21 protein-coding genes are annotated in these 24046 nt (G+C 29.9%); 6 read left to right on the top strand and 15 right to left on the bottom strand.

Going from position 1 to position 24046, the window contains the following annotated elements; genetic code table 11:
* Positions 1-174 precede the first annotated feature (174 nt).
* Together CLOBL_RS21795 and lysA are read right to left on the bottom strand one after the other, a co-directional pair.
* Positions 175-3921, bottom strand: a complete 3747-nt coding sequence (locus CLOBL_RS21795; RefSeq protein ID WP_077860945.1) for a phosphoribosylformylglycinamidine synthase — start codon at positions 3919-3921, stop codon at positions 175-177.
* A 270-nt stretch (positions 3922-4191) separates the two neighbouring features.
* Complete coding sequence (gene lysA / locus CLOBL_RS21790) at positions 4192-5445, bottom strand: diaminopimelate decarboxylase (protein ID WP_077860944.1); 1254 nt, start codon at positions 5443-5445, stop codon at positions 4192-4194.
* A gap of 154 nt (positions 5446-5599) precedes the next feature.
* On the opposite strand from lysA, the gene CLOBL_RS21785 reads away from it, so the two are divergent.
* The gene (locus CLOBL_RS21785; protein ID WP_077860943.1) at positions 5600-7018 is read left to right on the top strand and encodes a PLP-dependent aminotransferase family protein; all 1419 of its coding nucleotides are present in this window, start codon (positions 5600-5602) and stop codon (positions 7016-7018) included.
* Positions 7019-7203: 185 nt separating this feature from the next.
* Here the strand turns inward: CLOBL_RS21785 and CLOBL_RS21780 are convergent, their stop codons facing one another.
* The 7 genes from CLOBL_RS21780 to CLOBL_RS21750 all read right to left on the bottom strand — a co-directional run bounded on the left by CLOBL_RS21780 (position 7204) and on the right by CLOBL_RS21750 (position 12668).
* Complete coding sequence (locus CLOBL_RS21780; RefSeq protein WP_009168969.1) at positions 7204-7371, bottom strand: zinc-ribbon domain-containing protein; 168 nt, start codon at positions 7369-7371, stop codon at positions 7204-7206.
* A gap of 268 nt (positions 7372-7639) precedes the next feature.
* Positions 7640-8326 (bottom strand): amino acid ABC transporter ATP-binding protein, encoded by a 687-nt coding sequence (locus tag CLOBL_RS21775; protein ID WP_077860942.1) that lies wholly within the window; start codon positions 8324-8326, stop codon positions 7640-7642.
* A 15-nt stretch (positions 8327-8341) separates the two neighbouring features.
* A complete protein-coding gene (locus CLOBL_RS21770; RefSeq protein ID WP_077860941.1) occupies positions 8342-8983 on the bottom strand; it encodes an amino acid ABC transporter permease in 642 nt (213 codons plus the stop codon).
* A gap of 68 nt (positions 8984-9051) precedes the next feature.
* Positions 9052-9864 carry an amino acid ABC transporter substrate-binding protein gene (locus tag CLOBL_RS21765; protein ID WP_077860940.1) on the bottom strand — a complete coding sequence of 271 codons (813 nt, stop codon included), beginning with the start codon at positions 9862-9864 and terminating at the stop codon, positions 9052-9054.
* 403 nt (positions 9865-10267) lie between these two features.
* Positions 10268-10783, bottom strand: a complete 516-nt coding sequence (locus CLOBL_RS21760; protein WP_077860939.1) for a hypothetical protein — start codon at positions 10781-10783, stop codon at positions 10268-10270.
* Between the two features lie 105 nt (positions 10784-10888).
* On the bottom strand, positions 10889-11695 hold the full coding sequence (locus CLOBL_RS21755; RefSeq protein ID WP_077860938.1) for an EcsC family protein: 807 nt from the start codon (positions 11693-11695) through the stop codon (positions 10889-10891).
* Between the two features lie 94 nt (positions 11696-11789).
* Positions 11790-12668 (bottom strand): LysR family transcriptional regulator, encoded by an 879-nt coding sequence (locus CLOBL_RS21750; protein ID WP_179117813.1) that lies wholly within the window; start codon positions 12666-12668, stop codon positions 11790-11792.
* Between the two features lie 163 nt (positions 12669-12831).
* Here CLOBL_RS21750 and CLOBL_RS21745 point away from each other — a divergent pair, with 163 nt between their 5' ends.
* On the top strand, positions 12832-13587 hold the full coding sequence (locus tag CLOBL_RS21745) for a YoaK family protein (RefSeq protein WP_179117812.1): 756 nt from the start codon (positions 12832-12834) through the stop codon (positions 13585-13587).
* A 255-nt stretch (positions 13588-13842) separates the two neighbouring features.
* On the opposite strand, the gene CLOBL_RS21740 is transcribed toward CLOBL_RS21745, so the two are convergent.
* Together CLOBL_RS21740 and CLOBL_RS21735 are read right to left on the bottom strand one after the other, a co-directional pair.
* The gene (locus tag CLOBL_RS21740; RefSeq protein ID WP_077860936.1) at positions 13843-14784 is read right to left on the bottom strand and encodes an SPFH domain-containing protein; all 942 of its coding nucleotides are present in this window, start codon (positions 14782-14784) and stop codon (positions 13843-13845) included.
* Between the two features lie 4 nt (positions 14785-14788).
* Positions 14789-15223: an NfeD family protein gene (locus CLOBL_RS21735; protein WP_077860935.1), complete on the bottom strand. Its 435-nt coding sequence runs from the start codon at positions 15221-15223 to the stop codon at positions 14789-14791.
* Between the two features lie 304 nt (positions 15224-15527).
* Between CLOBL_RS21735 and CLOBL_RS21730 the strand changes: the two genes are divergently transcribed.
* From CLOBL_RS21730 to CLOBL_RS21720, 3 genes are all read left to right on the top strand, one after another.
* On the top strand, positions 15528-17426 hold the full coding sequence (locus CLOBL_RS21730) for an NAD(+) synthase (protein ID WP_077860934.1): 1899 nt from the start codon (positions 15528-15530) through the stop codon (positions 17424-17426).
* A 258-nt stretch (positions 17427-17684) separates the two neighbouring features.
* The gene (locus tag CLOBL_RS21725) at positions 17685-18713 is read left to right on the top strand and encodes a branched-chain amino acid aminotransferase (RefSeq protein WP_077860933.1); all 1029 of its coding nucleotides are present in this window, start codon (positions 17685-17687) and stop codon (positions 18711-18713) included.
* Between the two features lie 139 nt (positions 18714-18852).
* The gene (locus CLOBL_RS21720) at positions 18853-19263 is read left to right on the top strand and encodes a hypothetical protein (protein ID WP_077860932.1); all 411 of its coding nucleotides are present in this window, start codon (positions 18853-18855) and stop codon (positions 19261-19263) included.
* Between the two features lie 71 nt (positions 19264-19334).
* Here the strand turns inward: CLOBL_RS21720 and CLOBL_RS21715 are convergent, their stop codons facing one another.
* Positions 19335-21041 (bottom strand): ABC transporter ATP-binding protein, encoded by a 1707-nt coding sequence (locus CLOBL_RS21715; RefSeq protein ID WP_077860946.1) that lies wholly within the window; start codon positions 21039-21041, stop codon positions 19335-19337.
* Between the two features lie 141 nt (positions 21042-21182).
* Between CLOBL_RS21715 and CLOBL_RS21710 the strand changes: the two genes are divergently transcribed.
* A complete protein-coding gene (locus CLOBL_RS21710) occupies positions 21183-21437 on the top strand; it encodes a hypothetical protein (protein WP_077860931.1) in 255 nt (84 codons plus the stop codon).
* Between the two features lie 8 nt (positions 21438-21445).
* On the opposite strand, the gene CLOBL_RS21705 is transcribed toward CLOBL_RS21710, so the two are convergent.
* From CLOBL_RS21705 to CLOBL_RS21695, 3 genes are read right to left on the bottom strand one after another with little or no spacing between them, the layout of a single operon-like run.
* Positions 21446-22114 (bottom strand): ABC transporter ATP-binding protein, encoded by a 669-nt coding sequence (locus tag CLOBL_RS21705; protein ID WP_077860930.1) that lies wholly within the window; start codon positions 22112-22114, stop codon positions 21446-21448.
* Positions 22111-22866 (bottom strand): ABC transporter permease subunit, encoded by a 756-nt coding sequence (locus CLOBL_RS21700; protein WP_077860929.1) that lies wholly within the window; start codon positions 22864-22866, stop codon positions 22111-22113. Before CLOBL_RS21700 ends, CLOBL_RS21705 begins: the two co-directional genes overlap by 4 nt.
* Entirely contained in the window at positions 22841-23842 is a 1002-nt protein-coding gene (locus tag CLOBL_RS21695; RefSeq protein ID WP_077860928.1) for a PhnD/SsuA/transferrin family substrate-binding protein, read from the bottom strand. Before CLOBL_RS21695 ends, CLOBL_RS21700 begins: the two co-directional genes overlap by 26 nt.
* Positions 23843-24046: the final 204 nt, after the last annotated feature.

The raw sequence follows: 24046 nt of genomic DNA, 5'->3' as shown, positions 1-24046 counted from the left end.
ATTCTTATATTCTTATATTCTTATATTCTTATATTCTTATATTCTGGGCATTTTATCCCATTTAAAATTAGTATGCAACACTAATTTAAGTTAAGGCTGAAATCTCGAAAGGAGATTTCAAAAAACATAATTCATTAGAAAAGCCATCGGCTTTTCTTCCTTAACTGTGAATTGTTAACTGAAATATCTAACTCCTGCTTTAAATATCTCTTGATCAAAGTCTCCAGGAATATTTCTATATAAGTCTTTTCCTATTCTTTCACTATGAGCCATCTTACCTAAAACTCTTCCATCTGGACTTGTTATACCTTCAATTCCATACATAGAACCATTAGGGTTAAACGGCATATTTAAAGATACATTTCCATCAAAATCAACATATTGTGTTGACACCTGGCCATTAGCTATTAACTCTTTAATAAGACTTTCAGGTGCTACAAATCTTCCTTCACCATGTGAAATTGCAACTGAATGTATGTCTCCTAAATTAATTTCACTAAACCAAGGTGATTTATTGGAAACTACCTTTGTCCTTATAATTGAAGACATATGTCTATCTATATTATTGTAAGTTAATGTTGCCATATCTTCTTTTATATCTACTATTTCTCCATATGGCACTAAACCTAATTTAATTAATGCTTGGAAGCCATTACAAATACCAAGAGCTAATCCATCTCTATTTTTAAGTAATTCCATTACGCTATTACTTATCTTTTCATTTCTAAGTGCATTAGCTATGAATTTACCAGAACCGTCTGGCTCGTCACCTGCTGAAAAGCCTCCTGGAATCATAAGAATCTGAGAATTAGCTATTTCTTTTGCTAATCTGTCGATTGATTCATTAAGAGCTTCTTTTGTAATATTTCTAAATACAACCTGAGTTACTTCTGCACCTTCTTTTTCAAAAGCTCTTGCGCAGTCATATTCACAGTTGTTTCCTGGAAATACCGGAATTACAACCTTTGGTTTAGTTACTTTAACTTTTGGTGAAAGTGTAGATTTTTTATCATATAAAACTGTTTCTACTTTTTTATCTACATCTTTAGTCTTTATTGGAAATACTGAGTTTAATTTTTCTTCATAAACTTTTTCTAACCCTTCAATATTGAAGTTCAAGTCATATTCTTTAGAAATTATAGCTGATGCATCTATTGTCTTACCAACTACTTTATATAAGCAATCTTTTAATTCTTCTCTTACATTAATACCATTTTTAACTTCTAATATTATAGTTCCATAGTTGAAAGCAAATAATTCATCCCTTGTCAAATTCTCAATTTCTGCACCAATTCCATTTCCAAGTGCCATTTTAGTAATGGCTTCTGAAACTCCGCCATATTTAATTGCAGATGCTGAAATTACCTTTTCATCTTGAATTAAGTTATATAAGACTTCTAAACTTTTCTTAAGTTTATCAGTATTTATTGTTCCGTCGTCTAACTTTTCAGTTTGAAGTAAAACTAAGCTTGAACCTGACTCTTTAAATTCAGGAGATATTATATGTTTAGCTTTTTCAACTCCTACTGCAAATGACACTAAAGTTGGAGGTACATCTAAATCACCAAAACTTCCTGACATAGAATCCTTACCGCCAATTGCTGCAGTTTCAAATGCCATTTGAGCTTCATAAGCACCAAGTAATGCTGCAAATGGTTTTCCCCATCTAGAACTTTCATTTCCTAGTTTTTCAAAATACTCTTGGAATGTAAGTCTTGCTTTTCTGTAATCTCCACCCATAGCTGCAAGCTTACATATACTCTCAACAACTGAGTAATATGCCATGTGATATGGACTCCAAGTACCAAGTTCAGGATTAAAGCCAAAAGTCATTAATGTGGCATCTTCACTTTCTCCATGAAGAACTGGTATCTTAGCTGCCATTCCTTCTGCCGGAGTCTTTGAATATTTACCACCAAATGGCATAAGCACTGTTCCATGACCTATTGTTGCATCAAATCTTTCTGATAATCCCTGCTGAGATGAAACATTCAATTTTCTTAAGTTGTTTATCCATTCTTCTTTAACATTAATATCATCAACTTCATATGGATAAGCACTTGGTGCTTTAACTGTTACTTTAGTTTTTTGAGTTGCCCCATTTGTATCTAAGAAAGTTCTCTTTAAGTCAACTATTTGTTTACCTCTCCAGAACAATCTAAGTCTATCTGTATCAGTAACATGTGCTACTAAAGTAGCTTCTAAATTTTCTTCATTTGAAAGCCTGATAAATTCATCTGCATCTTCTTTAGTTACAACAACCGCCATTCTTTCTTGTGATTCTGAAACTGCAAGTTCTGTTCCATCTAAGCCTTCATATTTCTTTGGAACTTTATCTAAATCTATATCCAATCCTCTGCAAAGCTCTCCGATTGCAACAGAAACTCCTCCCGCTCCAAAGTCATTACATCTCTTTATCATCTTAGCTGCTTTTTGATTTCTAAATAATCTTTGAAGTTTTCTTTCTGTCGGAGCATTTCCTTTTTGAACTTCTGCTCCACATTCATTTATTGAATCAACTGTATGTTCCTTAGATGAACCTGTAGCTCCACCAACACCGTCTCTTCCTGTTCTTCCACCTAAAAGAATAATTACATCGCCTAAGGCTGGTTCTTCTCTTACTACATTTTCCTTAGGTGCTGCTGCAATTACTGCTCCAACTTCCATCCTCTTTGCAACATAGTTTGGATGATATACTTCTTGAACCTGACCTGTTGCAAGACCAATTTGATTTCCATATGAGCTATATCCATGTGCTGCTCCTAGAGTTATTTTTCTTTGAGGAAGCTTTCCTTCTAATGTTTCTTCAACTGGTACTGTTGGATCTGCTGCTCCTGTAACTCTCATTGCTTGATATACATAAGTTCTTCCTGATAATGGATCTCTTATAGCCCCACCAAGACAGGTTGCTGCTCCACCAAAAGGTTCAATTTCTGTTGGATGATTATGTGTTTCATTTTTAAACATGACTAAATAATCTTCCATACCCTTATCAGTTTCAATTTTTACATTAATTGAACATGCATTTATTTCTTCAGATATGTCTAGATCTTCAAGCTTGCCGTTCTTTCTAAGTTCCTTCATAGCAATTACGGCTATATCCATAAGAGTCTTACTTTTTTCTTTATCTCCATAAACATAAGCTCTTGATTTTAGGTATTTTTCATAGCTCATTTTTATTGGTGCTGTATATTTGTTATCTTCAATTTGTACATCTTCTAATATTGTTGAAAAAGTTGTATGTCTGCAGTGATCTGACCAATATGTGTCTATAACCTTAATTTCAGTTATACTTGGTTCTCTTCCTTCTCCTTTAAAATAATCTTGAATCATAAGGAGGTCGTCAAGACTCATTGCTAATCCTTGTTCACTATGAAATTCTTTCAATTGGTTCAATGTTTTATTAATGAATCCTTCTAAGATTTGGACATCTTTAGGCATGTTTGAAGGAGATGATAATTCTTTACTATTTATATCTACTTCTCTTGAATCGACTGGATTGATATAATATTTTTTAATCTTATTAATATCGTTTTGTGATAGATTTCCTTTTAATGCTACAATTCTAGCACATTTAATTTCCACCTTATCTTCCGCTGTTAAAAGAGATAAACATTCAGAAGCTGAATCTGCTCTTTGATCATATTGACCTGGTAAATATTCTATACCAAATGCTATTTCATCTTTGCTTATTGGTAACTCTGATTCGTAAACTACATCTACTGTTGCTTCAGAGAAAATCGTATGCAATGCTTTTTTATAATATTCTTCAGATATATCTGAAACAATATATTTATTAACAAGCCTCACATCTTCCAACTCAGCTATCCCTAAGTTTTCCTTAAAATCATTTAATAAACTTTGGGCTTCTACATTAAATCCTTTTTTCTTTTCAACGAATACGCTTCTAATATCTAACATCTTAATTCCTCCAAAATATTGTAAGATTTAGTTAAAGCACTACATCTTTGTAATGGCGAATGCTTTTAAAAAACAACTCACTAACCTTCGTATCGATATTTTAAGATTAACATCTAACACGTACGATGTCAACGCATATTATGTTAAAATTTCATTTTATTTGTATTTTCCCGAATCATTATTTGCATCATTCATTCAATAGTTCGTGCTATTTTTAATTCCATCTAAAATATCAATATATTTTGTGTGGTATAAGGATTTTATATTCCCTTAAAAATACTTTCTCATAAGATCTTCTAATGTATCTCTTTTTCTAATAATATCTGTTTTACAATTTTCTCTTATAAGAATTTCAGCTGGTCTAAGTCTATTATTATAATTAGAACTCATTACATATCCATAAGCACCTGCATCTAATATTCCCACAATATCTCCTTCCTGGATTTGTGGCAGCATCACATTTTCAGCCAATACATCTCCATTCTCACATATATTTCCAACTACAGTCACTTCTTCTTTAAGACTTGTAATATTGTTATCTCTTTTATATATTTCGATATCATGGTGTGAATTATATAATACTGGTCTCGTAAGGACGTTAAAGCCAATATCTGTACCTATATATTTTCTTCCATAATTTAATTTAACAGCGTGCACTGTCCCTAAAAGCACGCAACATTCTGCTGGTATATACCTTCCTGGTTCTATTTTAACTTTGATTTCCTTTCCGTATTTCTTAACCCACCTTTCTATTATTAAATCAATTTCTTTTCCTAGTGTTTTTAAATCTATTGCCTTCTCACCTTCTTGTTTTCTATATGGAACGCCAAAACCTCCTCCTATGTCAACAAATTCGAGATCTTCAAAGTTTTCAGCAATAGTTAGTAGCGTTTTAACACTTTCTATATAGGCACTTCCTTCCATGAATAAAGATCCTATATGTTGATTTATTCCTATAAGCTTTAATTCATACTTATTAATCGTTTCTTTAACCTTGTCAATATATTTAGGATCCACTCCAAACTTTGCTTTCTTTCCTGCGGTAACGACTTTTTCGTTATGTCCAACTCCTATTCCTGGATTAAATCTAACAGCTACTGAGCCACCTCTATTTATCCTTCCAAAAAGTTCTAGCTGAGAAAGAGAATCTACACTAATATTAACCTTATTTTTTATAGCATATTCCAATTCCTCTACACTTACATTATTGCTTACAAAAAAGATTTGTTCTGGTTTAAATCCTGCCTTAAGTTGAACATATATTTCTCCCATAGACATGGCATCTACGTCTAGTCCTTCTTCCCTTACTATCTTTAGTAAATATAAATTGCTATTTGCTTTTGCTGAAAAACTTACTGAAAAATTTTTATATCTTAAAAAATTCCTCATATCCTTGCATTTTTCTCTAAGAATACTTTCATTATAAACATATAGAGGACTTCCGTACTCTTGAATAAGTTCATATGGATCTCTTTTCATATAGAAATTTATCTTTTCAGTTACGTTAATATATTTATTACACATAATTTTCTCCCCCATTAATTGTATTTTATAATCATTATAGAAATATATTGTCATTGTATACAGTGACAGTTATACTTATTTTAACAATGACAGATTATTAAAATTCTAAATTTAAATTGTACTATCAATAATTCCATATGCTGAGGTGAAACAAATGTTAGAACTGCTTCCAAATTTGAATTCTGATTCAAAAATCCCTTTATACATACAAATCTATAATTATATCAAGAATGAAATTCTATCTGGCAATATTCCGCATAATAGTAAACTTCCATCAATTCGAAGTTTTGCTAAGGATTTAATGCTTAGCAAGAATACCATTGAGGCAGCCTATGAACAGTTGCTTGCTGAAGGATATGTAAAATCTAAAAATCGGTCAGGTTTGTATGTTACGAGGATAGAGAGTGGATTTAAGAATATAAACGAGAATTTACAGTCAAGTTCTATTTCTATGGAAAAGCCAACTGATTGCAATATAAAAGTCAGATATGATTTTAGCAGTGGACAAATTGATTTAACTACTTTTCCATATTCTCAATTTAGAAAAATAGTAGGGCGTTCAATTGATGAATTTTCTAGTGAACTTTTACTTTATGGAGATCATCAAGGAGATTATGGGTTAAGATATGAAATTGCAAAATATATTCATCACTCTAGAGGCGTTGTATGCGCCCCTGAACAAATCGTAATATCTTCTGGTACCCAGCAATCTTTAACTTTATTATGCCACATGCTTTTACACAATCACAAACATGCTGCTTTCGAAGAACCAAGTTATTTAGGTGCCAAAGCTGTGTTTAAGCATTTTAATTTTGATATTTCTCCAATAAAGTTAGACATGGATGGTATAAATATTGAAGCATTGTATAAATGCTTAGCGAAAGTAGTATATGTTACTCCATCGCACCAGTACCCTTACGGGATGGTAATGTCAATATCTAAAAGATTACGTCTGCTCAAGTGGGCTGATGAAAATAACGGAATTATAATAGAAGATGATTATGATGGTGAATTTAGATTCAAAGGGAAACCAGTCCCTTCACTTCAAGGACTTGATAACTCAAATAGAGTTATATATTTAGGAAGCTTTTCTAAATCATTAATGCCTTCAATGAGAATCAGCTACTTAGTGCTTCCAAAATCATTTTTAAATGTTTATGAAAAGAATTATAAGATTTATGCGCAGCCTGTATCAAGATTACTACAAAAATCTCTTGAAATTTTTATTAAAGAAGGTTACTGGGAAAAACATTTAAGAAAATCAAAAATATTATATAAGAAAAAACAGGAATTATTACTAAATTCCTTAGCAGAATATTTTAAGGAAAATATAACGATTATAGGTGCGGATTCCGGTCTCCATATATTGTTGCAAATTCATACAAAGATGGACGAACATGAATTGATTGAAAGAGCTTTAAAGGCTGGAATTAAAGTAGATTCCACATCTGTCAATTGGATGAATCCACTGGCTAACTCTTTTCCCGTTATTTTTATTGGTTTTGCGGGAATAAAAATAGAGGATATACCCTATGCAGTAAAAATTTTAAGTAACTGCTGGTTTAAAACATAGTAACAACCATCATAGCGATATTAAACTTTAGATATAAACTTATGTAATAACTAAGTAAAAAGACAAGTAATTTATTATTTCGGTAAGTTGCCACTTAAGTTTAAGTTAAAAGTTGTTTATCTCACTCATTTATATTTTAGGAAAAAGAAAGAGCCATAAGATTACTCTTATGGCCCAATAGCATACTATCTGTCGAAGTTTCTATTGTTTCTTTGTTGTTTTCTAGCTTTTCTACATTCTGGACATCTAACTGGATCGTTATCAAATCCTTTTTCTTTGTAGAATTCTTGTTCTCCAACTGTGAAAATAAATTCCTTTCCACAATCTTTACATACTAAAGTTCTATCTTCCATTATAAAAATCCTCCCTTTTTCCAAAGATTATAACCTGATACTTGACCCAATCTCTGAAACAGAGGCGAATGTACAGTATTGATTAAATCTTGAATTATCTTACACTCTTAGAATAGCACACTTTATATTATAATTCAATACAAATTATAATAATTAATTTATTAAATTTAAACCTTCTCAATTAATAATCTTTTATATCTTCAATGTTATCTATATTAATTAATCAAATCCTCTTAAATTCAATGTAGTATTATAGGGTTCCACAAAATTAATTATTCTCAAATATTAATCCTTCTTGTAATTTTCCAGCTTCCATTGAAACTATTCTATCAGCCACATTTTTAGCAAATTCCATATCATGTGTTATAATCATCATGCTCATACCTTTTGTACTTAAACTCTTTATTAAGTTTGCAACTTCTCCAGTAAGACCAGGATCTAATGCTGAAGTAGGTTCATCAAAGCACATAATTTTAGGTTCTAACACTAATGCTCTTCCTATAGCTACTCTCTGCTTTTGTCCTCCTGATAATTCAAAAGGATAATTATCCTTCTTTTCTAATAGGTTTAAAAAGCCAAGGGTTTCTTCTGCCTTCTTAATTGCATCTTCTTTTGTCCACCCTAATACTCTTTGAGGAGCTTCTATTAAATTTTCTAAGACCGTCATATGAGGAAACAAATTAAAACTTTGAAATACCAGACCTATATCTTTTCTTATTTCTTTAAGCTCTTTCTTATCTACATACTTTCCATCTTTACAAAGCATCTTTCCACTTATTTCTATATCGCCTTCATCACAGTATTCCAATGCATTCACACATCTAAGCAATGTAGTTTTTCCACCACCTGAATTACCTACAACAACTAATATTTCTCCCTCTGCTATTTCAAGGTTAACTCCTTTTAAAACTTCTGTACTTCCAAATTTTTTTTTCAATTTACTAATTTTAAGCATATTTTTTCCTCCACATTACTTATAATAGTCATATTTCTTTTCAATTTTCTTTAGCAATTGACTAAAAATAGCTATTACTATTAAATAAACAACTCCAACTATTAAAAGTGGTGCTAGTGAAACATCTCTATTAGCAGCTGTTTTACCTATCTTCAATAATTCATCCATACCTACTACATATACTAAAGATGTATCTTTAACCAAAGTTGTTATTTCATTTGCAACAGGTGGAATAACTCTTTTAAATGCTTGAGGAAGTATAATTCTGAAAAATATATCTTTTTGACTAAGCCCCAAAACTTGAGCGCCTTCAACTTGTCCATTATCTATAGACACTATTCCTGCTCTAAAAATCTCCCCAAAATAGGCTGCATAATTTAAAGTAAAAGCTAAAATTGCAGCTGGAAATCTCTCAAAATCAATTCCTACTAAAGGTAGTCCAAAAAAGATCACGATGATTTGTAATAATAGAGGAGTACCTCTCATTATAAGAATATATGCCCCGCTTATCTCCTTAAGTATTATGGATTTTGATATTCTCATTAATGCTACCACTATTCCAAGTGGAATAGATAGGAGCAAAGTACACCCAAAAATCTCCAAAGTAATAATAAGTCCCTCTAATACCTGAGGCATTATCTCTAAAATATAACTCAAAGTTATTTCCTCCTCTTAATTGTCTCCATTTATCTAATTAAATAAAAATCTTTTTAAATTTAATAATCTTACTTAAGAACTATATCTTGTCCAAACCACTTTTTAGATATATCTGCTGCAGTTCCATCAGCCTTAACCTCATCAAAAGCTTTATTAAATGCATCTAAAAATTTAGTATCACCTTTTTTGATTCCAACTCCATATTCTTCATCTCCAAAATTATCAGTTAGAATTTTATATTTTTCTTCTCCTCTTGCCTTCATATAATATCTAGCCAAAATTTCATCTACAACTATTGCATCTAATCTCTTTGCTTCCAAATCCATTAATGCAGCGTTATTATCTTCAAAAGTAATTAGTTTTCCACCATCAAAACTTTTCTCTATATCACCGTCAGCTTCTACTGCATCAACAGCTGTCGATCCGGTTTGAGCTCCTACTTTCTTTCCTGCTAAATCACTTTTTGAATTTATATTAGAATCTGCTAAAGTTACTATAACTTGAGTATTCTTTAAATATGGCTTAGAAAAATCTACTTTTTCTTTTCTTTCATCTGTAATTGAATATCCATTCCATATTAAATCAATATTCCCATTATTAAGTTCAGTTTCTTTCATACTCCAATCAATTGGTTGAAACTTTACTGTTTTGTTTAATTTCTTAGCAACTGCATTTGCTAAATCAACATCAAAGCCAACTATTTTTCCACTTTCATCCTTAAAGCCCATTGGAACAAATGTATCATCTAATCCTATTACTAGCTCGTCCTTATCTAATGCACTTTTACCCCCTGATGATTTATTACATCCAATTAAGCCAACTCCTAATGCAGCTATAACAGCAACTATAGTCAATTTTTTTATTAACTTATTAATTTTCATAAATTTTATCCTCCCTAAATGCTTTTTCTTATTTATCACTTTATCACACTAAAGCAAAACAATCAAGTCTTTTTTATTTACACGTTTATTAAATACGTGTAAATCATATACATTTTTGTGAAGCAGGCATTTGAAATTAAGCTGATGAAAGTTTTTAAGTAGAGAACCAAAATCTATGATTTTGTGTGAATCACTTACTCAGCGAACGAACGTGAGTCGAGTTTCCTCTAAATCTTGTTCCATTTACTGCTTGTCACGAACTTGTTTCGGGAACATGCAGAAATGGATACAAGCTCACATTTAGAACTTTCCAGCGAAAATTTCATAAGTCCTGTGGAATAAAAATGTATATGATTTCGGTAAGTTATCACATAATTCTAAATTCAAAGTTGTTTATCTATAGTTATCTTGTTGAGGAAAATCTATCTAATGCTCTTTGTAAATTATCCATGTGAGTCGAAAATTCATCAATAGTATCTGTAACTTTCGTCTTATCAATAGGATCTTTAACTGCGTCCGCTCTATCCTTAGCATCATCTACATGATTTTTAACTTCATCTAATTTATCTGATATATCATCAAACTTCTCTTTAATATCTTCACTTTTTCCTTCAAGGTCAGCACTATTTAAAGCATCAGTCAGCTCATCTGCCTCTTCATTCAGCTCTTTCATAGTCCTTGTTGTATCACTATCAACGTCATCTATTTTATCAGAAATCTCTTTAGGTCTAGATTTTAATTTCTCCATTAAATCTTTCATTTTTTTAGAATCAAATACCTCATTTACTTTATCTGCTGTTGGTTTCTCATCAGTATTTTCATTTGTCTTAAGTATATAATCATCTTTAAGATTACATCCAATTAAGGAGAATGCTAAAAATACTCCTACAACTAAAGTCATCACAGATTTCTTTTTCATTCTTTCACCTCAACTAATTTTGTACTGTATAGTATATATTAATCTTTTCTCATTAGTTTTACAATAATTTAATCATATTATTGTAACGTAATAGTTTTCTATATCTTATAATTTTGATAGTAATCTCTTTTTGTACTTTATGCTTGCTGCCTCACTTATATCTCTTATAAGCTTATAATTCGATACTCCCCCATATGCCCCTATTAACGGAACTCCTTGAATCACTTTAGCCAAAATTATATTTTCAGATAAATTTCTTGAAGCGTCCTTTATCATTTCATTAATATCTACATTGGCATCAAGCTTATTATCAATGCTGTAACCGATTCTATCAGCTTCATTGAAATATGCAATTCTTTTCTCTGTCTTATCAGCACTTGCGGAAATTATATTTAAAATGAATGCCTTTTCTTCCTTTGAATTATAATCAAAGCCATAGCTTAAACATATTTCATACACAGTTTTCAATAACATTCCTATAAAAACAGGTATATCTGGAAGTCCTATTCCGAACACTCCAAGTACAGTGCCCTCTACTGTTGTTATTCCTTTATTTATAAGAATACCTTTTTTTACCTTATTATCAATTCTACTCAAATTTTTATTATTTATTTTTTTAGATAGGATATATTCATTTGTATCTGCTTCATCTTTTAATCTTTCAGAATTATAGCTTTTTTCTATTATCATAGTTCCATTTTCAAATACATAATAAAATCCTTTTTCAAAGGCTTTTTGAAATGTATCAATCATTTTCTGTGGAATCTTTTCTTCTAACTTTTCTTTTATTGGAGATATTTTATTTTTTATATATTCGTTTTCTTTTTTATTTAAAAATTTCTCTTCTCTTTTTAATAATTTTTTCTTTTGATTTCTTAAAATCCGTTCTTTTTTTATATCACTATAATTCATTTACTTCCTCCACTAAATAATTTGTTTTGTACATATTATATAGTATATTATCTTCATCCAATTTGTTTTTCAAACATTTCTCCAGCAAAAACTATTAATAATTTCCATTTGTATTTTTAATATCAAGTATAAATCTTTTTAAATGTTCCATAAAAGTTATAACATAATTACTGCTTCTTAAATTCTTATTTATAATTGCATAAATTGTACGACTACATTTCGGTTCACTAATCGGAAGCATGATCGCATTTCTTGAACTCCTCCGTCCCCATGAATACTCAGGCCAAAATGCAATACCTAGATTTGAATCTACCAAGTTTCTTATAGATTCCTGATTATCACTTTCAAATATAATCTTAGGTTTAAATCCTATTTGACTGCAATAATCATCACAGATAATTCTGAAAGGTCTTCTACCCGAAAAACTTATAAATCCCTCTTTTTCTACCTCATTTAAAGTTATGGATTTAAATGAAGCATATTTGCTTATACTTGGAACTGCCAATAATATCTTCTCCTCAAGTAATGGAATGCTATCTTTAGGAACCATATCAGATGCAGCACAGGAAATACACACATCAAACTCAGTCTCATTAGCATCCTGGGACAATCTAAAATTCACTTCCGGATATAATTTTTTAAAGGAGATTATTGATTGAGTAACAAGTAAAGATGCTGATAATATATTTAGTTGTATGGTTCTGTATTCTTGATTATTTACTTCTTTTAAACGCTCTGGAAGTGAATCTATAACACTTATAATTGGAATCAACTCAGATTGCAATAATTTTCCTGATGCATTTAGGCATATACTCCTATTCCTTCTTTCAAAAAGAGTAACTCCCAATTCTTCTTCCAAATGTTTTATTGACTGAGATAAAGCTGGCTGTGCAATATGTAAAGAATGAGCCGCCTTTGTCATATGTTCATATTCAGCTACAATAAGAAAGTATTTTAATTGAAGAATATCCATAATTCCCTCCATAAAGTATATATCAAAATTTTATCAATTAATTATTAATAAGTTATTGCTTATCGATTTGATAAATATTATATATTTTTATTTATTAAAGAACAACGTTATAATAGTATTATTCAAAAGAAAAATATTAAATAAAAAAGTTAGGTGGATTATATTGGCAGATACTAAAAATTATTCAGAAACACTAGGCTTTGGAATGTTGCTGGCTTCCATAGGTGGTTTTATGGACATGTATTCTTATAGTGTTCATGGACATGTTTTTGCTACAGGTCAAACAGGTAATTTTGTACTTGTCGCTTTCAATTTGGCAGATAGAAATTATATAGAAGCATTTCATGCTCTTGTACCTATTATATCTTTTTGGATAGGTATTTTTATATCATGGTATATGTTTTATTCTACTTTTAAAGAAAAATCTTTATTATGGCAACGTGGAATCATTACAGTCTCAATGGTTGTATTATTTATTGCTGGATTAATACCATCCACATATTCAGACATATTTGCTAACACTCTTGTATCCTTTGCAGCCTCATTGCAATATTGTGCCTTTCGAAAGCTTGGCTCAGGAGATAATTATGCTAGTATATTCTGCACTGGAAATATGCGTTCATGCGCTGACAATTATTTTAAAGGTATAGTAAAAAAAGATAAGGCGTCTCTAAAAAAAGCTTTAAGGTATAGCTGTATTCTAATTTCTTTTTTCATAGGGGCAGTCATTAGTTCTTTAGAAGCAGGTATCTTTCATGAAAAATCTATATGGACTGTTGAGATAATTCTTATCGCTGGATTCATTATCTCATTCTTGTATAATTCAAATATACAAAAAAGAATTGCTTTAGTTAGCATTATTAAAACACAATTTGATAATATAATGTACAAGTTAAAGACACAAAATGAAATAAAATGATTAGGATTAAAAATCAAAAAGTCCGAGAAACAAAATCTTGCATTTAGTTTCTCGGACTTTCTTCTTGAATCTTCATCTTTAACTTATAATTCATAACTCATAACTATGTGCTTAAGCTAAAAATACAAGAGATAAACTAAGTTTTTATATAAATTTCAATGATAAATTGCTATTACATCTAGATATATAGCTAGATACTTATAATTTAAATTAGCAATATGATAATAAAATTTATATAATTTGTTTTTATGATCACTATTTATTTCCTTTAAGCATTTCTCCAATAGCCGCTATACTTCCAAGGGATGATAATGTCTCATTTGGTAATATAAGCTTATTAGCTGGGTTATTGGCCATTTCTTTAAGGGCTTCAACCTGCTTCAAGGCTATGACTGTCTCATTAGTTCCAGAATCAATAATAGCTTGGTTTACTTTTCTTATAGCTTCTGCTTCTGCAACTGCTATTTCTTCTATAGCTTTTGCCTTACCTTCTGCTTCTAACAATTGCGATTCTTTTAATCCTTCTGCTCTTCTTATATTAGCTTGTTTTTCAGCTTCTGCTGATAATATTTTTGCCTGCTTTTCTCCTTCTGCCTTTTCTATTTGAGATTGCCTTAAACCTTCTGCTTGAAGAATCATAGCTCTCTTATCTCTTTCAGCTCTCATTTGTTTTTCCATTGCTTCTTGAATTTCAGCTGGTGGGACTATATTTTTAATTTCTACTGAAAGAATCTTTATTCCATATGCATCTGTAACTTCATCTATAATACTTAAAAGATCTTGATTTATTGAATCTCTTCCTGATAAAATCTCGTCCAATGTCATATTACCTAATATATTTCTCATATTAGTTGTAGCTGAATAAACTATACCTGATTGGAAACTTTCTATATTATATACTGCATCTTTTGCATTTAACACTTTATAAAATATTACATTATCCACCAATATCTTGACATTATCCTTAGTGATAACTGATTGAGGTTCTACATCTAAAATTTGCTGCTTAGTAGAAACTCTTCTTCTAACAAAATCTACAAATGGCATTATAAAATGCAATCCTGGTTCTAGCACCCTATGAAATTGCCCAAATCTTTCTACTACATATAAATAACCTGTATTTACAACTTTAATTGATGATAATACCACCATAAATATTAATAATAATATAACTCCTAAAATTATAATTGCTACCATAACATTAATCCTCCTGAACCTTTTTAATTTTTAATTTGATTCCTTCAATTCCTGTAATAATAAATTTATCTCCTTGATTGATTGTATCTCCTTCATTAATTACAGTCCAATATTCTCCACCAACCTTCACTTGTGCCTTATTACTAATCTCTTTGTCACTTTTCATAACCTTGCCAATATATGTTTCTTCCATACGCGGTATGCTTTTGTGCTCCGCCTTAAATTTTTTCTTAAGTATTGGATAGCCTGCTAAAAATGCTATTATATTCAGTATAGCAAACACTATAACCTGAATTCCTAATGTTATTCCAAGCACCTCACATATTAAAGCTCCAATAGCTCCTATTGATAATAGCATAAAGCAAAAATTACTGGTTAAAATATCTATTGCAAATGCACAAATAATAACAATTAACCAAAAGATCACTATTCCACTCATTTTCTCCCCCCCTTATCTGAAATAACGTATTAGATATTATACAGCCTTTAGTTCTAGTCTAAAATTATTACATGTAATAATTTTATTATATACCTTTTTTTGATAAAATCAAGTTTTTCTTATCATTAAATAAGTTATTTAATACCGTTTAACTATTTTGATTTTACTTCTATATTATTATATAATTACTATCATGTATTATCATTAAGATATACGAAAGAAAATAGTAGTTCAAATCAAGTTATGTATTTTATTTCATATACCTTAATATAAGCAAAAGTCAATTTTTATAAGGAGTGATTAGATGGATTTTATTAAAGTTGCTGCAGCCTGCCCTAAAACCAGAGTTGGTGATGTAGACTATAATATTGAAAATATATTATCATGCATAGATGATGCAAAAAAAAGTGAAAATAAATTCATAGTATTTCCTGAACTCTGCATTACCTCTTATACTTGTGGAGATTTATTTTTACAAGAATATTTAATTGCTAAAGCTTTAAATGGTATTAAAGAAATTTTAGAAAACACTAAACACTATGATATTTTAATAGCTGTCGGTGCTCCACTACTTTATGGCAGCGCTCTATATAATTGCGCATTTCTATTGTTTAAAGGAAAAATCTTAGGAATAGTCCCAAAATCATATCTTCCAAATTACAGTGAATTCTATGAAAAAAGATGGTTTACTGAAGGACTTTCAGTAGAGGATGAAATAGTTGATCTACCTTACCAAAAGGATATTCCATTTGGTACAAATTTAATTTTCTCATCTAGCATTGCAAACTTCGGAATTGAAATTTGTGAAGATTTGTGGGTAGCAATACCACCTAGTTCTTATCTTGCTCTTATGGGCGCTCATATAATCGGAAATCTTTCAGCTTCAAATGAACTTGTAAGTAAAATGGATTATAGAAAAAGCCTAATTTCAAATCAAAGCGCTAGGACAATGTGCAGTTACATATATTCTTCAGCTGGAATTCATGAATCCACTACAGATGTATTATTCAGCGGACATTTATTAATAAGTGAAAATGGTTCTTTATTAAAAGAAAATAATAGATTTCAAAGAGAAAATGAAGTAATCTCTTCTATAGTTGATGTATTTAAATTAAAAGCTGAACGAATGAAAAATCTTAGTTTTAGAGATTCATCTAGATTTATAAATAAAAAACCTAATATCATTAAATTTGAATTTGATGATACATCTATACAAACCTTTGATAGGTTCATAGATAAACATCCTTTTGTACCTTCTTATGAAAAAGAAAGAGAAATAAGATGTAAAGAAATATTCAATATCCAAGCTGCTGGATTAGCCAAAAGGCTGGAACATACAAAATCACAAAAAGCAGTTATCGGAATATCTGGCGGCTTAGATTCTACACTTGCACTACTTGTAATAGTTAAAACCTTTGAACTTCTAAATTTAGACAAGAAGAATATTGTAACTATTACTATGCCTGGTTTCGGTACAACTGATAGAACTTATAATAATGCTGTTAATCTATGCAGAGAATTAGGTACAGATCTTAGAGAAATAAATATTGTTAAAGCGTCTCTTCAACATTTTGAAGATATTGGTCATGATAAAAATATACATGATGTAACCTATGAAAATGTTCAAGCAAGAGAAAGAACACAAATTTTAATGGACCTTGCAAATAAAGAAGGCGGCCTTTTAATTGGAACTGGTGATTTATCAGAGCTTGCTCTTGGCTGGTGCACTTATAATGGTGATCATATGTCAATGTATTCTGTAAATCCTTCTATTCCTAAAACACTCGTTAGATACCTGGTACAATATGTTGCTCAAAATGAATCTACTGATATTGTTTGCGATATACTTATGGATATTTTAGATACACCAGTTAGTCCTGAATTATTACCTAAAGACAAAAACGGTGAGATTGCTCAAAAGACAGAAGATATTGTAGGCCCTTATGAGCTCCATGATTTCTTCCTATACAATTTCATAAAACATGGTTCTACAAAAGAAAGAATATTTTTCTTAGCTAAAAATGCATTTAAAGATGATTATTCTGAACAGGAAATACAAAAATGGCTGGATAAGTTTATGTTTAGATTCTTTACTCAACAATTTAAAAGAAGTGCTCTCCCTGATGGTCCGAAAGTCGGCAGCATTTCTTTAAGCCCGAGAGGTGATTGGCGAATGCCTTCTGATGCTATTCCTTGGAAATAAATGAGTAGATAATGAATAATTAAGAATTATATTCTGAGTTATTCATTATTTTTCAAAAAAAATTATAATTTATTACTAAAATTCCACTTTTTAAACTCAATTGTGGAATTTTTTTTAAAGTAGTGCTAAAATAGATGTTATTAATAAGGCATATTTACAAAAACAATAAGTCAGTATTTTACTATATTTGACTCACTATTTTCTATACATATGCCTATACAATGGCAATAAGCCTTAAAGATGTGGAGGAATTATAAAATGGGGAAAAAATTAGATATAGATTGGAGCAAATTAGGATTTGATTATATAAAAACAGATCTTCGTTATGTTTCAGTCTGGAAAGATGGAAAATGGGATGAAGGAAAACTTACTGAAGATAATATGCTTCGTATAAGTGAAGCTTCTACCGTTCTACATTATGGGCAAAGTAGTTTTGAAGGTTTAAAAGCGTACAGAACAAAAGAAGGAAAAGTTCAATTATTCAGACCTGACAGAAATGCTGCTCGTATGAATGATAGCTGCGATAAACTTTTAATGCCACATGTACCTGAAGAAAAATTTATTGATGCTGTTATGCAGGTTGTAAAAGCTAATATAGATTATGTTCCACCATATGGTACTGGAGCAACTTTATACATCAGACCTATTATCATGGGTGTCGGTCATAATATCGGAGTTAAACCTGCACCAGAATATATATTTACAGTATTCTGTATGCCAGTTGGACCATATTTCTCTGGTGGATTAAAGCCATGTAACTTCATTGTTCAAGATGAATATGACAGAGCTGCACCTCATGGAACTGGTAAACAAAAAGTTGGTGGTAATTATGCTGCATCGTTACAAGCACATGCAAAAGCTGCTGCTGCTGGATATGCAGATTGTATTTATCTAGATCCTGCTACTCATACAAAAATTGATGAAGTTGGAGCTGCAAACTTTATTGGAATAACTAAAAATAATGAATTTATTACGCCAAAGTCATCTTCAATACTACCAAGTATAACTAAATATTCGCTTCTTTATATAGCTGAACATTATTTAAAAATGCCTGTATATGAAAGAGATGTTTTAGTTGATAACTTAGATGAATTTAAAGAAGCCGGTGCTTGCGGTACTGCCGCTGTAATAACACCAATTGGCGCTATTGATTATAAAGGTGAAAGACACGTATTCCATAGTGAAACTGAAGTAGGTCCTACAATTAAGAAATTATATGATATACTTTACGGAATTCAACTTGGTGATGTTGAAGCACCAGAAGGCTGGATATACGAAGTAAAATAATCATATGCTAAATATATAAAATTATTTTAATACACAAAAATAGAGTGAAGTTTATTTAATTAATGCTTCACTCTATTTTTTAATGTACGATAATAGAATTAAATACCATATTAATTTATATACTAAAGGGGGAGTTTATATGTCAGATGATAAGCTAAGTTCTAGCAGCAATTACACCATAAGCAGTGTAACCAGTGTTGATATAAATACTAAAATAGTAAAAAGACCTTATGCAGCTACTCCATTCTCTTCTAGTAAAAAACAAAATAGATCGAATTCTTTTAAAGATACATTAAACTCTGTTGTTTCTCATAACAGTTCTGATGATAATTCTGAAGATTTTTCCAAATTACTTAATAGTGAGCTAAATGATTCTGCAAGATTACAAAGCCAAGAGAATTCCAGAGTTGTAAAATCAAATTTTCAGAATAACACAGATATTACAGGAAATTCATCTCAAACTGATGATGAACATGAATTACAGCCTAAAACCATTGATAGTTCTGCCGTTTATAAGAAAATTCAATTGCTTAATTCTTTGAAAAAATAATTAACTTATTAAAATAGATTGTCCAAAAATTATTTATATTTTGGACAACCTGTTTTATTTTAATATTAAATTTATACTGCTGCAAGCTTATGTAATTTGCTATACTCTCCTTGTTTCTCCATTAACTCTTCATGAGTTCCCTTTTCCACTATTCCTGTATTTCCAAGAACTATTATCTCATCTGCATTTTTAATAGTTGACAATCTATGTGCTACTACTATAGTTGTTCTTCCTGAGCATAATTTTTCTAATGATTCTTGGATTATACGTTCAGTCGCATTATCTAACGCTGATGTTGCCTCATCTAGGATTAATATTGGAGGATTCTTTAAGAATACTCTAGCAATTGAAATACGCTGCTTTTGACCACCTGATAATTTTACTCCTCTTTCCCCAATATATGTATCATAACCTTCTGGTAAATCCTCTATAAACTCATGAATATTAGCCATTTTAGCTGCTCTTATCACTTCTTCTTCAGTTGCATCGGTTTTTCCAAATAATATATTATCTCTTATTGTCCCTGTAAATAAGAACACTTCTTGCTGAACTATTCCAATGCTCTCTCTAAGCGAATCCAATTTAATATCATAAATACTCTTATTATCTATTAAAATATCTCCACTTTCCACTTCATAGAATCTTGGAATGAGATTGCAAAAGGTTGTTTTTCCTCCACCTGATGCTCCAACTAAAGCTAACATTTGACCTTTTTTTATTTTTACAGATATATCATCTAATACTTTTTTCCCTTCATAACTGAACACCACATTTTTAAATTCAATTTCTCCATTTACATTCTTTAATTGAACTGCATCTTTTTTGTCTTTTTCTTGCTTGGCATTCATAATCTCCATATATCTTTGAAAACCTGTTATTCCATTTTGGAACTGTTCCATAAAATCAATAAGCTTTTTTATAGGAGTAATAAATGAGTTTATAAATAACATATAAGCCATATAATCTCCAATACTTATTAATCCGATAAACGTAAATATCCCTCCACCTATTAGTCCAATATAATTTAAAAAATCCATTCCAAATCCAGCACCTGAAGAATATTCAGCCATTACTTTATATGACTTTTCTCTTGCTTTAATAAATTTCGAGTTACCTTTTTCAAATTTCTCCTCTTCAGCTTTGTGACTTACAAATGCCTTTGATATTTTTATTCCTGAAATACTGTTTTCTAAATTAGCATTTACCGCTCCAGTTTTTACTTTTGTATCAAAAAATGCTTTATTCATTTTATTTCTTTCATATAAAGTGAACCAAACTATCACAGGTACAAATACGAAAATTAATACTGTAAGTGAGATATTTATAGTACATAATATTACAAATGACCCTATAAGCATGACAATAGAAATGAATAAATCTTCCGGACCATGATGCGCAAGTTCTGAAATATCCATTAAATCATTAATAATTCTCGACATTATATCCCCAGTCTTGTTATTATCAAAAAAACTATTAGGTAATCTTTGCAGATGTGTAAATATGTTTTTTCTCATATCTCCCTGCATTCTCACTCCAACTACATGACCCCAGTACTGCATAAAGTAACCACATGCTGCTTTTATAAGAAAAATAACTATCAATGTAATACCAAAAATAATAATAGTCTTAAAATTTCTACTAGGAATCGAATTATTGACAAGGTCTCTTGTCATCATAGGATACACTAAATCACACAGTGCTGCTATAAATGCAACAATTAAATCTAAGATGAACAACATCTTATATGGTTTATAAAATGAAATAAATTTTCTAATCATTTCAACATTCCTTTCTTCTATTAAAGCTGCTCCATTTTTATATCTTGTACAATAAATCATTATTATGTGAATAAAATCCTAATAGCTTGTATATAATTTAGTATAATACATAATTTTCCAAATGTTAGGTGGTGAATTAATATGGTAAGAAAGCTTTTTAATGTTATTAACTTTACTTTAGCTTTGCTACTGCCTCTATTTTCATTAAATATAATATTAAGCAAATATGATCCAGATGATTTCTTTCCTTTCATTTTTATCTGTTTGGGACTTTGTGATACATTACTCGGAATAAACTTATTAAATTCAAACAAAAAAATCTTAAGTTTTTCCAGCTTTATACTTGCAGGCTTTTTATTTATTTTAGTTGGAAGTAAAGTTTGTATTTACAATTAGTTGAATATTTACATTATTTCTAAGATTTTATCCTTACATTTATCTAAATTTTCATTAAATACTCCTGCTATTTCAGCAGGTTTATTTTTTAAAACAAATATATTTCCCCGGAAATATATAGCTTCATCTAAATCATGGGTTACTAATATTACCATTCTTTTCTCTTTTTCTAACAAATTTTTAAATTCATCAATTATAGTATATTTTAATTTGTAATCCAAGGATTTAAATGGCTCATCCATTAAAATTACTTTAGATGGTTTTCCAAAGGCTCTTGCTATATTAACTCTTTGTCTCATTCCCCCGCTTAATGCATTTGGATATTTATTCTTAATGTCATAGATACCAACTAACTTTAGTACCTCGTCAACTTTTTCATTTATGATTGTTTTGTCAAAATAACCTTTTAAGGCAATTTCTAAATTTTCCTTAACTGTAATCCATTCTATGAGTCTATCTTCCTGAAATACATAGCTTATATCCTTTAATGATATTCCGCTTATTTCTCCACTTTGCACTTCTGTAAGTTTAGCTATAATATTTAATAAAGTGCTCTTTCCACAACCTGATCTTCCAATAATACAATTTATTTTATCATCATGAAATTCTATATTAAAATTTTTAAAAATCTCTTCTTTCCCATAAGATTTGCTTAAATTTCTAATCCTTATATTCATTTATCCCACCCATATATCCTTTTTTTCAATAGCTTATTTATCACTTCTAAAACCAAAGATATAATAACTATAATAACAATCCACGCAAAAATTCCAGGTACATTAAAATTCACTTTTTCTATTTGTATTTGAGAGCCTATTCCAAATTTCGGCTGGCCATATACTTCTCCTGCAATAACTACTTTAAAGGTAAGTGCAAAGGTTGATACAAAAATGCTCATAAAATAAAATTTCATAACCGGAAAATATATTTTTCTAATTTTATCAACTAAACTAATTTCATATACTTTAGTCATATCAATTATTTTTTTATCTATCTGCATGATATTATTTCTTATTCCTTCATACAGTATTGGTAAAATAACAGCAAATCCAACTACAAATGGTGTTTTCTCTTTGTCAAACCATACTAGTGAAAGAATAACCAGCACCATAGTTGGTATTGTTTTTCCAAAGGAATTTATAGGTTCCAGTAAATATTTAAAAAAGGGATACGCTACACCTAGTATCCCTAAAATCATTGAGATAATCAAAGCTATACCATAACTTAATAAAGTTCTATAAAAACTTTCTAAAACAATTTTGCCAAAGTTTTTATTATTAAGAATTTCTACAATAGCTTTAAATACTTGTTCTAACCTTGGTATATATATATCATTATTTACTGCTACGGCAATTAACTGCCATACTCCTATGAAGAATATGCATGATAGAAAAGTATATGCTTTACTTTTCCATGAATATTTCATCATCTGGTACCTTTCCTCCTATTGTTTTTGGATCAAATGCATTTAACTTTTCAAAATATGTTTTATAATCTTTGATGCTGTCTTTAATATCAACATATTTTAAATTTGCCCTATCAACAGCTTTTATTACTATTGGCTTTTTAGCTGATACTCCGATTTCTTCACAATAATCTCCTAAAGCTTCCTTATTACTATTTGCCCATTTTTCTGATTCTTCAACCTCATTTAAGAGATCATTCACAAATTCTTTATCCTCATCGCATAATTCTTTTTTAACTATTATCGTTGATTGTGGATACCCATATTCAGAATTATTTATCTTTTTCCACTCTTCATTTAAATCCAGCATTATATTAAACTTATCATTTTTGCTTTGCACAGTAGATAATGCTGGTTCTGGTATTACTGCATATTGTGTTTTTCCAGACAAAATTATTGGAGCTAATTCATTTACTGAATTTACATAACTAAAATTAACATCTTTATCTGCATCAATTCCTTTATCCTTAAGAACAGTTCTTGCAATTATATCAGGAGTTAATCCCTTTCCTATGTTATAAATTTCTTTTCCTTTTAAATCATTTATATTTTGATTTTCATTTGTAGTACCTATATATAATGACCCAAAGCCTATTGTTCCAGCTATCTTATATTCCTGATTTTTATTATATACAGTAGCTGCCACATTAGACGGAACTATTGCTACATCTGGCTCATTCTTCATAACACTTGTAACCAAACTATCAGAATTTTGTTCTATTGTATAGTTTATATTATATCCAGCTTTAACTTCTGGTTTTTCTTTTATAAGCTTAGCTACTGCCATAGCTGTAAGTCCATCTGGCGTTACGAAATTAACATCCTTAGTTTCTACCACTTTTTTTGTTGATTCCCCTTGAGTAGAATTACTATTTCCACATCCAACAAGTGTTGCTACTGATAGTATTCCCACTAGAAATAGCGATAATTTCTTTTTCATTTTTAATAGTCCCCTTTCCAAAAAAATATTAATTAAATTAATAATAACTAACAAGTAGTTATATAAATTTCAATTATAAATTGCTATTACATTTAAATAAATAACTAAAGACTTATAATCTGAATTAGCAATATGATAATAAAATTTATATATATATGTTGCAATAATAAAATTACATTTAAACCATCTGTAAGCTAAATAAAT

This window comes from Clostridium sp. BL-8 (genome assembly GCF_002006495.1).
In the GTDB taxonomy this organism is placed as follows: domain Bacteria; phylum Bacillota; class Clostridia; order Clostridiales; family Clostridiaceae; genus Clostridium.
Note: the sequence above shows the minus strand (reverse complement) of the source record. Positions and strands in the feature narration are given on the sequence as shown.

What these genes read in the sequence shown, in the direction of transcription:
- CLOBL_RS21795 (WP_077860945.1), bottom strand. Translation starts at nt 3,921, where the DNA reads ATGTTAGATATTAGAAGCGTATTCGTTGAAAAGAAAAAAGGATTTAAT.
- lysA (WP_077860944.1), bottom strand. Translation starts at nt 5,445, where the DNA reads ATGTGTAATAAATATATTAACGTAACTGAAAAGATAAATTTCTATATG.
- CLOBL_RS21785 (WP_077860943.1), top strand. Translation starts at nt 5,600, where the DNA reads ATGTTAGAACTGCTTCCAAATTTGAATTCTGATTCAAAAATCCCTTTA.
- CLOBL_RS21780 (WP_009168969.1), bottom strand. Translation starts at nt 7,371, where the DNA reads ATGGAAGATAGAACTTTAGTATGTAAAGATTGTGGAAAGGAATTTATT.
- CLOBL_RS21775 (WP_077860942.1), bottom strand. Translation starts at nt 8,326, where the DNA reads ATGCTTAAAATTAGTAAATTGAAAAAAAAATTTGGAAGTACAGAAGTT.
- CLOBL_RS21765 (WP_077860940.1), bottom strand. Translation starts at nt 9,864, where the DNA reads ATGAAAATTAATAAGTTAATAAAAAAATTGACTATAGTTGCTGTTATA.
- CLOBL_RS21760 (WP_077860939.1), bottom strand. Translation starts at nt 10,783, where the DNA reads ATGAAAAAGAAATCTGTGATGACTTTAGTTGTAGGAGTATTTTTAGCA.
- CLOBL_RS21755 (WP_077860938.1), bottom strand. Translation starts at nt 11,695, where the DNA reads ATGAATTATAGTGATATAAAAAAAGAACGGATTTTAAGAAATCAAAAG.
- CLOBL_RS21750 (WP_179117813.1), bottom strand. Translation starts at nt 12,668, where the DNA reads ATGGATATTCTTCAATTAAAATACTTTCTTATTGTAGCTGAATATGAA.
- CLOBL_RS21740 (WP_077860936.1), bottom strand. Translation starts at nt 14,784, where the DNA reads ATGGTAGCAATTATAATTTTAGGAGTTATATTATTATTAATATTTATG.
- CLOBL_RS21735 (WP_077860935.1), bottom strand. Translation starts at nt 15,223, where the DNA reads ATGAGTGGAATAGTGATCTTTTGGTTAATTGTTATTATTTGTGCATTT.
- CLOBL_RS21730 (WP_077860934.1), top strand. Translation starts at nt 15,528, where the DNA reads ATGGATTTTATTAAAGTTGCTGCAGCCTGCCCTAAAACCAGAGTTGGT.
- CLOBL_RS21725 (WP_077860933.1), top strand. Translation starts at nt 17,685, where the DNA reads ATGGGGAAAAAATTAGATATAGATTGGAGCAAATTAGGATTTGATTAT.
- CLOBL_RS21720 (WP_077860932.1), top strand. Translation starts at nt 18,853, where the DNA reads ATGTCAGATGATAAGCTAAGTTCTAGCAGCAATTACACCATAAGCAGT.
- CLOBL_RS21715 (WP_077860946.1), bottom strand. Translation starts at nt 21,041, where the DNA reads ATGATTAGAAAATTTATTTCATTTTATAAACCATATAAGATGTTGTTC.
- CLOBL_RS21710 (WP_077860931.1), top strand. Translation starts at nt 21,183, where the DNA reads ATGGTAAGAAAGCTTTTTAATGTTATTAACTTTACTTTAGCTTTGCTA.
- CLOBL_RS21705 (WP_077860930.1), bottom strand. Translation starts at nt 22,114, where the DNA reads ATGAATATAAGGATTAGAAATTTAAGCAAATCTTATGGGAAAGAAGAG.
- CLOBL_RS21700 (WP_077860929.1), bottom strand. Translation starts at nt 22,866, where the DNA reads ATGATGAAATATTCATGGAAAAGTAAAGCATATACTTTTCTATCATGC.
- CLOBL_RS21695 (WP_077860928.1), bottom strand. Translation starts at nt 23,842, where the DNA reads ATGAAAAAGAAATTATCGCTATTTCTAGTGGGAATACTATCAGTAGCA.